Annotated in this window: 16 protein-coding genes; 9 read left to right on the top strand and 7 right to left on the bottom strand. The window is 70.5% G+C overall.

Going from position 1 to position 14,898, the window contains the following annotated elements; all coding sequences use genetic code 11:
- The first annotated feature begins 77 nt into the window (after positions 1-77).
- The 3 genes from ACWFR4_RS09115 (at position 78) to ACWFR4_RS09105 (ending at position 2,403) form a co-directional block, all read left to right on the top strand.
- Positions 78-716, top strand: a complete 639-nt coding sequence (locus ACWFR4_RS09115; RefSeq protein WP_453466625.1) for a DUF6758 family protein — start codon at positions 78-80, stop codon at positions 714-716.
- 95 nt (positions 717-811) lie between these two features.
- Complete coding sequence (locus ACWFR4_RS09110; protein WP_405478683.1) at positions 812-1,675, top strand: PHP domain-containing protein; 864 nt, start codon at positions 812-814, stop codon at positions 1,673-1,675.
- Positions 1,676-1,797: 122 nt separating this feature from the next.
- Positions 1,798-2,403 carry a MarC family protein gene (locus tag ACWFR4_RS09105; protein WP_376257925.1) on the top strand — a complete coding sequence of 202 codons (606 nt, stop codon included), beginning with the start codon at positions 1,798-1,800 and terminating at the stop codon, positions 2,401-2,403.
- 115 nt (positions 2,404-2,518) lie between these two features.
- Here the strand turns inward: ACWFR4_RS09105 and ACWFR4_RS09100 are convergent, their stop codons facing one another.
- A complete protein-coding gene (locus ACWFR4_RS09100; RefSeq protein ID WP_165914635.1) occupies positions 2,519-2,671 on the bottom strand; it encodes a hypothetical protein in 153 nt (50 codons plus the stop codon).
- A 263-nt stretch (positions 2,672-2,934) separates the two neighbouring features.
- Between ACWFR4_RS09100 and ACWFR4_RS09095 the strand changes: the two genes are divergently transcribed.
- Positions 2,935-3,834, top strand: a complete 900-nt coding sequence (locus ACWFR4_RS09095) for an NYN domain-containing protein (RefSeq protein WP_453466629.1) — start codon at positions 2,935-2,937, stop codon at positions 3,832-3,834.
- Positions 3,835-3,849: 15 nt separating this feature from the next.
- On the opposite strand, the gene ACWFR4_RS09090 is transcribed toward ACWFR4_RS09095, so the two are convergent.
- Complete coding sequence (locus ACWFR4_RS09090; RefSeq protein WP_453466631.1) at positions 3,850-4,728, bottom strand: alpha/beta fold hydrolase; 879 nt, start codon at positions 4,726-4,728, stop codon at positions 3,850-3,852.
- Positions 4,729-4,867: 139 nt separating this feature from the next.
- Positions 4,868-6,997, bottom strand: coding sequence for a DEAD/DEAH box helicase (locus ACWFR4_RS09085; RefSeq protein WP_453651689.1), 2,130 nt, complete (start codon positions 6,995-6,997; stop codon positions 4,868-4,870).
- A gap of 518 nt (positions 6,998-7,515) precedes the next feature.
- Here ACWFR4_RS09085 and ACWFR4_RS09080 point away from each other — a divergent pair.
- A complete protein-coding gene (locus ACWFR4_RS09080) occupies positions 7,516-8,247 on the top strand; it encodes a ferritin-like fold-containing protein (protein WP_453466635.1) in 732 nt (243 codons plus the stop codon).
- 27 nt (positions 8,248-8,274) lie between these two features.
- Here ACWFR4_RS09080 and ACWFR4_RS09075 read toward each other — a convergent pair whose 3' ends face one another.
- The 4 genes from ACWFR4_RS09075 to ACWFR4_RS09060 form a co-directional block, all read right to left on the bottom strand.
- On the bottom strand, positions 8,275-8,541 hold the full coding sequence (locus ACWFR4_RS09075; RefSeq protein WP_453651687.1) for a hypothetical protein: 267 nt from the start codon (positions 8,539-8,541) through the stop codon (positions 8,275-8,277).
- 217 nt (positions 8,542-8,758) lie between these two features.
- Positions 8,759-8,986: a DUF3107 domain-containing protein gene (locus ACWFR4_RS09070; protein WP_453468785.1), complete on the bottom strand. Its 228-nt coding sequence runs from the start codon at positions 8,984-8,986 to the stop codon at positions 8,759-8,761.
- Between the two features lie 141 nt (positions 8,987-9,127).
- Complete coding sequence (locus ACWFR4_RS09065; RefSeq protein ID WP_453468786.1) at positions 9,128-9,769, bottom strand: TetR/AcrR family transcriptional regulator; 642 nt, start codon at positions 9,767-9,769, stop codon at positions 9,128-9,130.
- Between the two features lie 144 nt (positions 9,770-9,913).
- Positions 9,914-10,132: a hypothetical protein gene (locus ACWFR4_RS09060; RefSeq protein ID WP_116510277.1), complete on the bottom strand. Its 219-nt coding sequence runs from the start codon at positions 10,130-10,132 to the stop codon at positions 9,914-9,916.
- 148 nt (positions 10,133-10,280) lie between these two features.
- On the opposite strand from ACWFR4_RS09060, the gene ACWFR4_RS09055 reads away from it, so the two are divergent.
- The 4 genes from ACWFR4_RS09055 (at position 10,281) to ACWFR4_RS09040 (ending at position 14,895) form a co-directional block, all read left to right on the top strand.
- Positions 10,281-11,300, top strand: a complete 1,020-nt coding sequence (locus ACWFR4_RS09055; protein WP_453468787.1) for an alpha/beta hydrolase — start codon at positions 10,281-10,283, stop codon at positions 11,298-11,300.
- The gene (locus tag ACWFR4_RS09050; protein ID WP_453651685.1) at positions 11,287-12,843 is read left to right on the top strand and encodes a DUF3152 domain-containing protein; all 1,557 of its coding nucleotides are present in this window, start codon (positions 11,287-11,289) and stop codon (positions 12,841-12,843) included. The genes ACWFR4_RS09055 and ACWFR4_RS09050 overlap by 14 nt, the downstream gene beginning before the upstream one ends.
- 56 nt (positions 12,844-12,899) lie before the next feature.
- Complete coding sequence (locus tag ACWFR4_RS09045; RefSeq protein ID WP_453468789.1) at positions 12,900-12,992, top strand: Ms4533A family Cys-rich leader peptide; 93 nt, start codon at positions 12,900-12,902, stop codon at positions 12,990-12,992.
- Positions 12,993-13,176: 184 nt separating this feature from the next.
- Positions 13,177-14,895 (top strand): ABC transporter substrate-binding protein, encoded by a 1,719-nt coding sequence (locus ACWFR4_RS09040; protein WP_453468790.1) that lies wholly within the window; start codon positions 13,177-13,179, stop codon positions 14,893-14,895.
- Positions 14,896-14,898: the final 3 nt, after the last annotated feature.

The raw sequence follows: 14,898 nt of genomic DNA, 5'->3' as shown, positions 1-14,898 counted from the left end.
AAGGTCCCGTGAGACCCCGCCCTCGGACGGGTGATCGTCCTTGACGGAGCGGGAGACGGGGAGGACCGTTGGGCTCTATGAGGGGCGAACCCAGTTGCCCGAAGTGTGGTGGCCGGGTCAGGGCTCCCGGCCTCTTCTCCGACTCCTGGCAGTGCGAAGCGCACGGGGCGGTGCATCCGCTGCAGCCCGTGATCCCGCCCAGCGTCGAGGCGCTCAGTGTCGTCGTGCACCGCGCCCAGGTGCCGGTGTGGATGCCCTGGCCGCTGCCCCTCGGGTGGCTGTTCACCGGAGTTGCCAGCGCGGGCGACGACCGCACGGGCGGCAAGGCGACCGCTGTGGCGTGCTCGGGCCCCGGACCGCTCGGCGGTGTGGGGGAGATGCTGCTCGTCGCGGAGGAGCTCGGCGTCGGCCTCGGCGCCCGGTACGCGGGCATCGACGGCCCCGACCCCGGCCCGTACATGACCATCGGGAAACCGCCCCAGGCCAAGGTCCTGGCCGCCGGACGCCCGACCCCGATGTGGCACGTCTCCGGCACCCCCGACGACCGCGCGGTCTTCGCCGGCGAGGCGCGCGGACTGTGGGTGTGGGCGATCGTGTGGCCCGAGCAGACCGGGCTCCTGATGTACGACGAGCTGGTCCTGACCGACCTGCGCGACGCGGGCGCCGAGGTCGACCTGCTGCCCTGCGGCGCGCTGTCTCCGCGCATCCTGACGTAAGGGGTCATACCGGGAGACGACGGTGACGGGATCGCTCCGGATCCCCGTTATCCTTGAGCGTCCCCTTCCGTCCGTTCAGAGCCTGGAGTACGCGCGTGCGCATCGATCTGCACACCCACTCCACCGCTTCCGACGGCACGGACACCCCGGCCGAGCTGGTCCGCAACGCGGCCGCCGCCGGTCTGGACGTCGTCGCGCTCACCGACCACGACACGAGCCGCGGGTACGCGGAGGCCGTCGCCGCGCTGCCGGCCGGACTCACGCTGGTCACCGGCGCCGAACTCTCCTGCCGCCTCGACGGCGTGGGCCTGCACATGCTGGCCTACCTCTTCGACCCCGACGAGCCCGAGCTGCTGCGCGAGCGCGAGCTCGTACGGGACGACCGGGTGCCGCGCGCGCAGGGCATGGTCGCCAAGCTTCAGGACCTCGGCGTGCCCGTGACCTGGGAGCAGGTCGCCCGCATCGCCGGCGACGGATCCGTCGGCCGCCCGCACGTCGCGGAGGCCCTCGTCGCACTCGGCGTCGTCGGATCCGTCTCCGACGCCTTCACGCCCGACTGGCTCGCCGACGGCGGCCGCGCGTACGTCGGCAAGCACGAGCTCGACCCCTTCGACGCGATCCGCCTGGTCAAGGCCGCGGGCGGGGTCACCGTCTTCGCACACCCGGCGGCAGCCAAGCGCGGGCAGGTCGTGCCCGAGTCGGTCATAGCCGACCTCGCCGCGGCCGGACTCGACGGCATCGAGACCGACCACATGGACCACGAACCGGCCACGCGGGCCCGCCTGCGCGGCCTCGCCGCCGACCTCGGCCTCCTGGCCACGGGCTCCTCCGACTACCACGGCAGCCGGAAGACCTGCGTGCTCGGCGAGTTCACCACCGACCCCGAGGTGTACGGGGAGATCACGCGCCGGGCGACCGGGGCGTTCCCCGTGCCCGGGGCCGGCGGAACCACCGCGTAGCAGCGCCCTGCCGCGATCCGGCGGGCCGCTGCCCTCATGCCCCGGTGCGGGCTCACGCACCGCACCCCCACGCACGACGCGTCCCGGCTGATCCCGCGGACCCCACTCGCAAGGCCACACCTGTGTTTGATGTCGCTGTCTTCGGATCCCTTTTTCTCACGCTATTCGTGATTATGGACCCCCCTGGGATCACCCCGATCTTCCTCGCGCTCACCGCGGGCCGGCCCGCCAAGGTGCAGAAGAGGATGGCCTTCCAGGCCGTCTGTGTCGCCTTCGGCGTCATCGCGGTCTTCGGCCTCTTGGGCCACCAGATCCTCGACTACCTGCATGTCTCCGTCCCCGCGCTCATGATCGCGGGCGGGCTGCTGCTGCTCCTCATCGCGCTCGACCTGCTCACCGGCAAGACCGACGAGCCGAAGCAGACCAAGGACGTGAACGTCGCGCTCGTGCCGCTCGGCATGCCGCTGCTCGCGGGCCCCGGTGCGATCGTGTCCGTCATCCTCGCCGTGCAGAAGGCGGACAGCGCCGCGACGCAGGTGTCGGTGTGGACGGCGATCGTCGCCATCCATGTCGTCCTGTGGTTCGTGATGCGCTACTCGCTGCTGATCATCCGCGTCATCAAGGACGGCGGCGTGGTCCTGGTGACGCGCCTCGCGGGCATGATGCTCTCCGCGATCGCCGTGCAGCAGATCATCAACGGTGTGACCCAGGTGATCCAGGGCTCCTGACGCTGGGCGCGCCGAGCCCCGCCGTGCACGCAAAAGAGCCCCCGTACGGATGTCGTACGGGGGTTCTGAAGCGTGTTATTCGATTACGTACGGTGTATCAGGAGTCGTCGTCGCGTTACGAGGCCGGCGACTCGGCCGGGCGGATGTAGAGGCGCTGCCCGATGGCGGCCGCCTGCTGAACGATCCGGTTGACGGAGGCGGCGTCCACGACGGTGCTGTCCACGGCGGTTCCGTCGACATCGTCGAGTCGCATGATTTCGAAGCGCATACCCGCTTCTCCCTTCGTCTGGTCATCCTCCTGGAGGAGAACTACTGGTACGGGACAACAGTCTTGCCCCGTCGTACGGCCAGGCGGTTGCCTGACCGTTAAGAGTGGATTGCGTGGCTTCAATGCCCCGCGTTCTGTAGGGATCAACGGGTTGCCCCCAGCAAACATTCCCTACGCTAAGGAAATTTTTCGCGAGGCTAATTACCTGCGGGTGGCGGGACCAGTTGTGTTCGCAGCGTGACGGCCGGGACAATGGGTCACATATGAACGACGACCTGACGGCCATCCGCGCGGAGCTCGACCGTACGAACGAGCTGCTCAAGCGCATGCTCGCCGAAGTGGCCAAGACCCCGTCCACCCACGCGATCTTCGTGGACGCCGGATACCTCTACGCCGCCGCCGGCCGCCTGGTCACCGGGACCGAGGACCGCAGGGCCTTCGACCTCGACGCCGAAGGCATCGTCGACGCCCTCATCGACAAGGCCCGCACGATCTTCGCGGACAGCCGGCTGCTGCGCGTGTACTGGTACGACGGTGCCCGGCGCCGCATCCACACGAACGAACAGCAGTCGATCGCCGAGCTGCCCGACGTCAAGGTCAGGCTCGGCAACCTCAACGCCCACAACCAGCAGAAGGGCGTCGACTCCCTGATCCGCACGGACCTCGAGTCGCTCGCCCGGCACCGCGCCATCAGCGATGCCGCGCTCATCGGCGGGGACGAGGACCTCGTCTCCGCGGTCGAGGCGGCGCAGGGCTACGGCGCACGCGTCCACCTGTGGGGCATCGAGGCGCCCGAGGGCCGCAACCAGGCGGACCCGCTCCTGTGGGAGGTCGACAGCCAGCGCACGTTCGACCTGGCGTTCTTCAAGCCGTACGTGTCCCGGCGCACCGGCGCGGCGACGTACGAGAACGCCGGCACGCCCCGCCCATCGAGGGAGGACGTGCGCTTCGTCGGTGCGCAGATCGCCGCGAAATGGCTCGCCGCGCGCGGCAGGGAGTCACTGGTGGAGCTGCTGCCGGGGCACCCGTATCTGCCCGGGCCCGTCGACCAGGAGCTGCTGGTCGAGGCGGAGGCGCTGCTGCAGTACTCGCTGCGGGGGCAGTCCGACCTGCGGCGCGCCCTGCGGGACGGCTTCTGGGGCCACCTCCAGGCGCAGTACTAGTGCCGCGCCCGCCGGCTAGACCACCGGCGGGTGCAGGTCCCAGAACGCGGCCAGGGCCGCCGCGGTCTCCTGAGGGCGGTCCGTGTTCGGGGAGTGCTCCGCGCCCGCGATGACGGTCCTGCGGGCCGAGAGGCGTACGGCCATGGAGCCGAGGAGCTGTACCGGCCAGGTGTCGTCGCGCTCGCCCGACAGCACGTGCTTGGGCAGCCGGACGGCCGCCAGCTCGTCGACCAGGTCGGGTTCCGTGCACAGCTGGCGGCCGGTCGCGATGAGCTGCGCCGGGCTGTTGAGCAGCCAGCGGTGCCGCAGGGCGGCGGCGTCGTCCGCGCCCGCTCCGGGGGCGTCCGTCTCCTCCGGCGCGTCGAGCGCCTGTATCGCGTCCCAGACCTGCGCCATGTCGAGCACCGCGAGTGCGTCGCGCAGCAGCTTGACCCGCTCCTGCTGCGACGGCGAGATCTGGGCCGGGCCCGAGGACATGAGGGTGAGTGAGGCGAACGGCGTCGCGTCGACGAGCACGGCCGCCCGGGCGATCTGGCCGCCCAGCGAATGCCCCACGAGGTGCAGCGGCGTCCCGTCGTCCACGACGGCCGCCTGCGCGAGCACATCGCGGGCCAACTCCCGCTGCGCGTAAGGAGATTCATCGTCGAGGGGCCCCGCCGACTCGTACTGCCCCCGCCCGTCCACGGCGACCGTGCGGTATCCGGCGGCGGCGAGTGGCACGTGCAGGGCGATGAAGTCCTCCTTGCTGCCGGTGAAGCCAGGCAGCAGGAGCGCGGTACCGGTGTGCCCGGCGTCCTGCGGACCGGCGCTGATGGCGGCGAAGTCGCCGCGCTCGGTCCGAAGAGCGTGGGCGACGGCGCCGGGCGGCGGGACGAATACGGGAGGCCGACTCATGCGACGAGGCTAACCGCAGTGCCGCCGCGGGTCATTCGGGGATGGGGCGGGGCTCTCCGCGACCTCCGTGACCGTGAACGCACATGGCCCGGCCCCGCTTTCGCGGGCCCGGGCCATGTGGCTTGCTACGTGGTCACGCTCAGCTCTCCGTCGGCTCCGTGGCCTTGCGGGTGCGGCGGCGGGGCTTGGCGGGCGCCTCCTCGGCGGGCGCTTCGGCGGCGGCCTTGGGGGCCGCGGCCTTGCGCGTGCGCTTCGGCTTCGTCTTCGTGACCTCGGCGGCCGCGTCGGCGGTCGCCTTGGGGGCGGCGGCCTTACGGGTGCGCTTCGGCTTCGTCTCCGCGACCTCGACGGCCTCGACCGTGTCCACCACGGCCTGCGCAGCCTTGCGGGTGCGGCGGCGCGGCTTGGTCTCGGCCTCCTCGGCGACGACCTCCTCGGCGGCAGCCTTGGGGGCGGCGGCCTTACGGGTGCGCTTCGGCTTGGTCTCCGCGACCTCCGTCGCCTCGACGGTGTCCGCCACGGCCTCGGCCTTGGGCGCAGCCTTGCGGGTGCGCTTGGGCTTGGCCTCCGCGGGAGCCTCGACCGACTCGACGGCCTCGACCGTGTCCACCACGGCCTCAGCGGCCTTGCGGGTGCGGCGGCGTGGCCTCGGGACCGTCGCCTCGACGGTCTCGGTGACCTCCTCGACAGCGGCCTTGGGGGCGGCGGCCTTACGGGTGCGCTTCGGCTTCGTCTCCGCGACCTCGGGCGCCTCGACCGTGTCGGTGACAGCCTCGGCCGTCACGACGGCGGCGGTCTCGACGACGGCCTCCGGCGCGGCACCCGAACGGGTGCGACGGCGACGACGCGGCGTACGCGGCTCCACCACCGCGGCGTCCACGGCCTCGGAGGCGGCGACCGCCTCGGCCGGAGCCGTCCTCGGCTCGTTCACCGTCGGCGCGGCCACCGGCTCGCCGTTACGGATGCGGCGACGGCGACGCGGCGTCGTACGCGCCGGACGCGGCTCGCGCTCGAGCTCCTGGACGGGAGCCGGAGCGGCCGTACGGCCACCACGGCCGCCGCGCCCGCCACGGCCACCGGTCTCGCCGAGGTCCTCGACCTTTTCGGCGGCCAGACCGGCCCGGGTGCGCTCGGAGCGCGGCAGCACGCCCTTCGTGCCGGCCGGGATGTTCAGCTCCTCGTACAGGTGCGGAGACGACGAGTACGTCTCGACCGGGTCGGGGAACTTCAGGTCCAGCGCCTTGTTGATCAGCTGCCAGCGCGGGATGTCGTCCCAGTCGACCAGCGTGATCGCGATGCCCTTGGCGCCCGCGCGGCCGGTACGGCCGATGCGGTGCAGGTACGTTTTCTCGTCCTCGGGGGACTGGTAGTTGATGACGTGCGTCACACCCTCGACGTCGATGCCGCGAGCGGCGACGTCGGTGCAGACGAGCACGTCCACCTTGCCGTTGCGGAACGCCCGCAGGGCCTGCTCGCGCGCGCCCTGGCCGAGGTCACCGTGGACGGCGCCGGACGCGAAGCCGCGCTGCTGCAGCTGGTCGGCGATGTCGGCGGCGGTCCGCTTCGTACGGCAGAAGATCATCGCGAGGCCGCGGCCTTCGGCCTGCAGGATGCGCGAGACCATCTCCGGCTTGTCCATGTTGTGCGCGCGGTAGACGTGCTGCGAGGTGTTCGCGACCGTCGCGCCCTCGCCGTCGGGCGACGTGGCGCGGATGTGCGTCGGCTGCGACATGTAGCGACGGGCCAGGCCGATGACGGCGCCGGGCATCGTCGCGGAGAACAGCATCGTCTGGCGCTTGGCCGGAAGCATGTTGATGATCTTCTCGACGTCGGGCAGGAAGCCCAGGTCGAGCATCTCGTCGGCCTCGTCGAGGACGAGGGACTTGATGTGCTTCAGGTTGAGCTTCTTCTGGCCCGCGAGGTCGAGGAGACGGCCCGGGGTGCCGACGACGACGTCGATGCCCTTCTTGAGGGCCTCGACCTGCGGCTCGTAGGCACGCCCGCCGTATATGGCGAGGACGCGCACATTGCGCACCTTGCCGGCCGTCAGCAGGTCGTTCGTGACCTGCTGGCACAGCTCACGGGTGGGGACGACGACGAGCGCCTGCGGGGCGTCGGTCAGCTGCTCGGGCTGCGCCCGGCCCGCCTCGACGTCCGCGGGGACGGTGACGCGCTCGAGGAGCGGAAGCCCGAAGCCGAGCGTCTTGCCGGTGCCGGTCTTGGCCTGGCCGATGACGTCGGTGCCGGAGAGCGCTACGGGGAGCGTCATCTCCTGGATGGGAAAGGGGGTGATGATGCCGACGGCCTCGAGGGCTTCGGCGGTCTCGGGAAGGATCCCGAGCTCTCGGAACGTGGAAAGCTGCTGCGTAGTCAGGGTGTTGCCTCTTCTGTGAGACGCGGTGCGAGGCGAACGCGGGGGTCGTGACCGTGCCTTGATCGCCGGTCGCCAGCGAAAGGCGGGCGGGCCGGGTGACGCGGGACCACTGCCGACGCTCGAGCGCTCGTGCCGCTGAGGGATTCCCTCCTCGTGCCGTACGTCGTGTGACGTACCGCCCGGAGGGCTGTCGGGTCGGAGCCGATCGGGCCACCGACCGGGCATCCTCATTCATGAAGCCCGTCGAAAACGCGTACAAACAGACACGTAAAAGTTCTGCTCGTACCCGGCGGGCTCTTTACCACCATACCCCGGAATCGCGCATGTGCGATGGCCGAATTGGTCACGTAGCCGTCGTCACAGTCATTGACCAGGGACTTCCGGGCGGCGGTCGGCGAGCTATTGTGCGCTTCATGGAGACGCCTGACAACGCCGCAGCCGACGAACCCACCGGAATCGCCGCCCAGGACTGGGCGAAGGCATCCGTCGACCCCCATTACCGCGCAGCGGTCGTGGACCTGCTCGGCGCACTCGCGTACGGAGAGCTGGCCGCATTCGAGCGGCTCGCCGAGGACGCGAAGCTGGCGCCTACGCTCGGCGACAAGGCCGAGCTCGCGAAAATGGCGTCCGCCGAATTCCACCACTTCGAGCAACTGCGCGACCGGCTCTCGGCGATCGGTGTCGAGCCGACCGAGGCGATGGAGCCCTTCGTCGCCGCGCTCGACGGCTTCCACAAGCAGACCGCGCCGTCGGACTGGCTGGAAGGTCTGGTCAAGGCGTACGTCGGCGACTCGATCGCCAGTGACTTCTACCGTGAGGTCGCGGCCCGTCTCGACTCGGACACCCGCTCCCTCGTCCTCGCCGTCCTCGACGACACCGGGCACGCCAGCTTCGCCGTGGAGAAGGTGCGGGCCGCGATCGAGGCCGAGCCGCGCGTGGGCGGCCGGCTCGCGCTGTGGGCTCGCCGCCTGATGGGGGAGGCGCTCTCGCAGTCGCAGCGGGTCGTCGCCGACCGGGACGCCCTGTCGACGATGCTCGTCGGCGGCGTGGCCGACGGGTTCGACCTCGCGGAGGTCGGCCGGATGTTCTCGCGGATCACCGAGGCGCACACCAAGCGGATGGCCGCGCTGGGGCTCGCGGCCTGAGGCCGCTTCACCGCCGGTCGGTCACGTCTAGGCCGGCGCCGACCGGCGGACTCGGGCTGAGGGGCGCAGCAGCAGCGACAGGAACGCCACCCCCACGACGACCGCTCCGGCGAGGGTGGCAAGGGCGTGGCCGGAGCCGAGCGCGGTGTGGGTCAGAAATGCCCCGAAGAGCGCACCCGCGATTCCTGTCGGCAGTACGAGTGCCCGCGACGGGAGCCGGCGGGGCAGGCGGACAGTCGCGGTCCAGGCAAGGCCGAGGCCGAGCAGGGCGGAGCCGAGCGCTTCCAGGAGCATTGTGTGAGGTCCCTCCCGCATTGGCCGTGGTGCAAATCGGTCTTGACCGGTGTACCCCCGGGCCGCGGAATGCAATCCTCCCCGTATGGGTTCGCTGTGTCCGCCCTGTGAAGGCCGCAGCGTCGCGGACAGGCACGGAAACAGGTACGGGAAAGGCCCGGTGGCGGATGCCACCGGGCCTTTCCCGTATGTCTTTCGTGCTGCCGTGCGCGGGGCTCTACATCGGGCCGAAGCCCACCTTGCGCACCGACGGCTCACCGATCTCCACGTACGCCAGGCGCTCGGCCGGCACCAGGACCTTGCGGCCGTGCTCGTCCACGAGAGTCAGCAGCTGCGCCTTGCCGGACAGTGCCTCGGACACCGCGCTCTCGACTTCCTCGGCGGTCTGGCCGCTCTCCAGAACGATCTCGCGGGGCGTGTGCTGCACGCCGATCTTGACCTCCACGGCCTTGTCCCTCCGACGATCCGTGATGTGCGCGGACGACCGCGCCGTACCCAGCACACATTAGCCCGGTGAGGGGACGTACCCGGCGTCCACGCTGCACGCCAGGAGCGAACAAGCCCCTGAACCGCCGGCCGCGCCTCGTCAGTGGTGGTCGGTGCCGTGCAGCGGGAAGCCGGCGATGCCGCGCCAGGCCAGGGACGTCAGGAGCGTCACGGCCTTGTCGCGCGGGATCTGCGACCGGCTGGAGAGCCAGTAGCGCGCCACGACCTGCGATACGCCGCCCAGGCCGACGGCGAGAAGCATCGACTCGTCCTTCGACAGGCCGGTGTCCTCGGCGATCACGTCGGAGATCGCCTCCGCGCACTGCAGGCTGACGCGGTCCACGCGCTCGCGCACCGCGGGCTCGTTCGTCAGGTCCGACTCGAAGACCAGGCGGAACGCGCCGCCATCGTCCTCCACGTAGGCGAAGTACGCGTCCATCGTGGCCGCGACCCGCTGCTTGTTGTCGGACGTGGAGGCCAGCGCCGTGCGCACGGCCAGGAGAAGCGCCTCGCAGTGCTGGTCGAGCAGGGCCAGGTAGAGGTCGAGCTTGCCGGGAAAGTGCTGGTAGAGCACCGGCTTGCTGACGCCCGCGCGCTCCGCGATGTCGTCCATGGCCGCCGCGTGATAGCCCTGCGCGACGAATACCTCCTGGGCCGCGCCCAGAAGCTGGTTACGTCGGGCACGGCGCGGCAGGCGCGTGCCCCGAGGGCGCGCTGCCTCTGTCTGCTCGATGGCTGTCACGCCGCCTCCCAAGATTGTCCGTGTGCGGTGTGCGCCGCTTCGCCATCGTACTTTTCGGTAACCGTGGTGTGCGCGGTGCGAACGCACAATTTCACGGACCGGACAGCTATGGAAACCGTCCGCATGCGGGCAAATACGGGCAGGTCACCGATAGTCGTCCTCGTCCAGATCCACTACGCGGGCCTGTTCGGCACGGTCCGCCTCGTTGGCGGCGTCCGGGTCCGCGTCCGCCGGAGGGTCGTCACGGTGCGGCGAGAGCTCCGTGAGCTGCTCGGCCGCGTCCGCCTCGGGGGCCTCGACGCCGAACTCCGCGTCGTCCTCCTGCCGCTCGAATGTGTCGGGGTCGGATGGGTCGACCGTCATGGCGACTCCCTTCCCTCATGTGTCCTTGTACGTCCTCATGTGGGCGGGTGCCCAGATCCGAGCGTAGGAGACACCGGAACGGGGCGCGATGCGATCTGTGACGGCGAACACACGATCCAGTGCGTGATCGTCTCGTAACATATCCCGCATGTCTTCGACCGAGTCGCCGCGTGTGCCTGCCGCCTTCGCAGCCGCGGCGCCCAAGCCGGGCACCGTCCGGGTCGCGGAGGGCGAGCGGCTCGGCTCGGTCGGCCTGCCGGGGCTCACGCTCACGATCCGCTCCCGCCCCGGCACCCGCGCAGGGCTGCCGCCCGCGCTGTACGTGCACGGTCTCGGCGGGTCCTCGCAGAACTGGTCGGCCCTGATGCCGCTCCTCGAGGACGTCGTCGACGGCGAGGCGCTCGACCTGCCCGGCTTCGGCGACTCGCCGCCGCCGGACGACGGCGACTACTCGGTGACCGGGCACGCCCGCGCCGTCATCCGCCACCTCGACGCGGCGGGCCGCGGGCCCGTCCACCTCGTCGGCAACTCCCTCGGCGGGGCGATCACGACACGGATCGCGGCCGTACGGCCCGATCTCGTGCGCACCCTCACACTCGTCTCGCCCGCGCTGCCCGAGATCCGCGTGCAGCGCACGGCGGTGCCGACCGCGCTGCTGGCCGTACCGGGCGTGGCCTCGCTCTTCACCCGACTCACCAAGGACTGGACCGCCGAACAGCGGGTGCGCGGCGTCACGGCACTCTGTTACGGGGATCCCGGCCGGGTCACCCCCGACGGGTACCGAGCCGCCGTCGAGGAGATGGAGCGGCGGCTTCAACTGCCCTATTTCTGGGACGCGATGACCCGTTCGGCGCGTGGCGTCGTGAACGCGTACACCCTGGGCGGGCAGCATGGGCTGTGGCGTCAGGCCGAACGTGTCCTCGCGCCCACGCTCCTCGTCTACGGTGGACGCGATCAGCTCGTGTCCTACCGGATGGCGGCGCGGGCCGCGCGGACGTTCCGTTCCTCGCGGCTCCTGACGCTGCCGGACGCGGGGCACGTGGCGATGATGGAGTATCCGGAGACGGTCGCCACGGCGATGCGTGAACTCCTCGCGGATGCGGGGGCATTGACCGAGAGCGACGAGACGAGCGGGCGGGGAGCTGAGGCGGCGAGTGGGACGGCATAGCCGCCGGGGGCCGGCACCGGCACCGGCACCGTCGGACGACGCGGAGGCGGCCGGGGCACCGGTCGCCGCAGGCCACGGTCGCCGCAGGCGCGGCGCCCCCGATGTCCCACGTCCCACCACGCTGGGACCCCAGGCGCAGCAGGGCGCTCCGCGCGGGCAGGCGCAACCGGGGCCGGCCCGGTACCGCGCTGCGCCTCCGAACGCCGGACCGCCGCGCGGGTTCTCGGAGGCGACGCCCGCACATGGCTTTCCCCAGGCGACCCCGCCGCACGGTTTCCCGCAGGCGGCTCCGCCGCAGGGGCCCACCACGCGTGGGTTCTCCGAGGCGACCCCCGCACACGGCTTCCCGCAGGCGACCCCGCCGCACGGTTTCCCGGTGCAGGGGACTCCGGCGCAGGGGACTCCGGCTCATGGGTCGCCCCGTGTGACGCCTTCCCACGGATTCCCGCAGGGCACGCCCGCGCACGGCGTTCCGCATGTGCGCGGTGGGCACCCTGAGCAGTTCGAGGGGGGTGCCCGGGGCGAGACCCGCATGGGCGTCGGCTACGCGGCCGCGCCGGTCGTGCCCTCGCCCCGGAACAGGCCGCGGCAGGACTACGTGGACGCGTTCGCCCCGCCTGCCCGTCCCTCCGACCCGTACGGCACTGTCACCGACTGGGACGCGGAGGGCGGCGAGCCCGATGTGGCCGCCGCCGGGTCTGCCGAGGACGAGGAGCCGGGTGACAAACGGCGCAAGGGTCGTACCTACACCGGCATCGCGGCCGCCGCCGTGACCACCGCGCTCGCCGTCGTCGTCGCCGGGCACGTCGTCCAAGGGCGTGGCGACGCGGCCGACGCCCACGCGCAGTCCGCGGCCGGGCCCGGCAAGCGGTCGACGACCGGATCGGCGTCCCGTTCGGACGACCGCGCCATCCCCGGGGGCAAGGCGCGGCCGGTCACCCCGCTCACGTACGACGAGAAGATGGGCAAGACGTATCCCCTGTCCGCCAAGCTCAAGGGCTCCGGGAAGTTCACGGCGGTGCCCGGATTCGACAAGGCGCCGGGCAAGGGGGAGAAGTTCCGGTACCGGATCGACGTCGAGAACGGGCTCGGGCTCGACGGCGCGCTTTTCGCACAGGCCGTGCAGAAGACCCTCAACGACGACCGCAGTTGGGCCCACGGCGGCGGCAGGACTTTCGAGCGGATTTCCTCTGGAAAGCCCGATTTCGTGATAACGCTCGCCAGTCCGGGAACCACCGGCGTCTGGTGCGAGAAATCCGGGCTCGACACGACCGAGGACAATGTGTCCTGCGATTCCGCCGCCACCGACCGCGTCATGATCAACGCCTATCGGTGGGCGCAGGGATCGACGACGTACGGGAACAAGATCCATCTGTACCGGCAGATGCTCATCAACCACGAGGTCGGGCACCGGCTCGGGTTCAATCACGTGACCTGTACGAAGAACGGCGCGCTCGCGCCCGTCATGCAGCAGCAGACCAAGTTCCTGACCTTCGACGGAATCACCTGCAAGCCCAATCCCTGGGCCTTTCCCGAGAGTTGAGCCGCGAGGGCAGGGCCGCTTTGACATCCGGCGAAAGTTCGTTCATATTTCTCCGCATGTCGCACCGCCACGCACCCTCGAGCACCGCCATTGAGCTCACGCTCATCGGCGTGACCGGGCTGTGCGTCGCCGACGTGCACTGTTGCTGACGCCCGCCCCTGGCGTGCTGCGTCGCATCTAATCTCTCCTTTCCGGTCTCCACCCTTATCCCTTCTCAGGGTTTCCGGTTTCGCGGTTTCCGGCTGTCGACGTGCCTAGGGCGAGTTCTGCGCATTTCCCTGCCTGCCCTCTGCTGCCCAGTGCAGCGCACATTCCCCAAGGGGTCGATTTCCGATGCGTCAACCGTCCGTCATAGCGCGCCGCGTGGCCGCCGCATCCGTCAGCGTGGTCCTCGCCGCCGGCGCCGCCGCCTGCGCGGGGCCCAAGGACAGCGACGCAGGGGGGAGCTCCGACGCCAAGCCGCAGAAGGGCGGCACCCTCACCGTCCTCAACTCCAACCCGCAGTCCGACTTCGACCCGGCGCGGCTCTACACCTCCGGCGGCGGCAACGTCCCCTCGCTCGTCTTCCGCACGCTGACCACCCGCAACCGCGAGGACGGCGCAGCGGGCGCGAAGGTCGTCCCCGACCTCGCCACCGACCTGGGCAAGCCCAGCAAGAACGCGACCGTGTGGACGTACACCCTGAAGAAGGGCGTCACCTACGAGGACGGCTCGGCCATCACGTCCGCCGACATCAAGTACGGCATCGAGCGGTCGTTCGCCGCCGAACTCTCCGGTGGCGCACCGTACTTGAGGGACTGGCTGATCGGCGGCGCCGACTACCAGGGCCCGTACAAGGACAAGAAGGGCCTCGACTCGATCGAGACCCCGGATGCGCGGACCATCGTCTTCCACCTGAACAAGCCCGAGGGTGAGTTTCCCTACCTGGCCACGCAGACGCAGTTCACGCCCGTGCCCAAGGCCAAGGACACCGGCACGAAGTACGAGGAGCACCCCGTCTCGTCCGGCCCGTACAAGGTCGTGAAGAACGAGAACGACGGCGAGCGGCTCGTCCTGGAGCGCAACACGCACTGGTCCGCGACAACCGACGAGGAGCGCAAGGCCTACCCGGACCGGGTCGACGTCCGCTCCGGTCTCGACCCGTCCGTCATCAACCAGCGGATCTCCGCAGGTCAGGGAGCCGACGCCGCCGCCGTCACCACCGACACCAACCTCGGCCCCGCCGAACTCGCCAAGGTCAGCGGCGACAAGAAGCTCGCCGCCCGCGTCGGCACCGGCCACTTCGGCTACACGAACTACATCGCCTTCAACCCGAAGGTGAAGCCGTTCGACAACCCGAAGGTGCGCCAGGCCATCGCCACCGCCGTCGACCGCTCGTCGGTGATCAACGCGGCCGGCGGCTCCTCGCTCGCCGAGGCCGCGACGACGTACCTGCCGAACCAGAAGTCCTTCGGTTACACCGCGTACGACCACTTCCCGGCCGGTGCCTCGGGCAACGCGCAGAAGGCCAAGGAGCTGCTCAAGGACGCCGGTTACAAGAAGGGCCTGACCGTCACCCTCACGCACTCCAACGCCAAGGACTTCGAGACCAGCCCGGAGATCGCCACCGCCCTCCAGGACGCCCTGAAGAAGGCCGGCATCACCGTCAAGCTCCAGGGCCTGGAGGCGAACGACTACTCCGACACGATCCACAGCGCCAAGAAGGAGCCCGGCTTCTTCCTCGCGCACTGGGGAGCCGACTGGCCCTCCGGCGGCCCGTTCCTCGCCCCGATCTTCGACGGCCGGCAGATCGTCAAGGACGGCGCGAACTTCAACACCGGCTTCCTCAATGACAAGTCCGTCAATGACGAGATCGACTCGATCAACAAGCTGACCGATCTTGACGCTGCCGCCAAGCGCTGGGGTGCACTGGACAAGAAGATCGGGGAGCAGGCACTGACCGTGCCGCTGTTCCACCCGGTGTACAAGCGCCTGTACGGACCGGACGTCAAGAACATCGTCATCAGCGACTGGACCGGAGTGCTCGACATCTCGCAGGTCTCGGTGAAGTGACGC

This window comes from Streptomyces sp. NPDC055140 (genome assembly GCF_053607285.1).
Note: the sequence above shows the minus strand (reverse complement) of the source record. Positions and strands in the feature narration are given on the sequence as shown.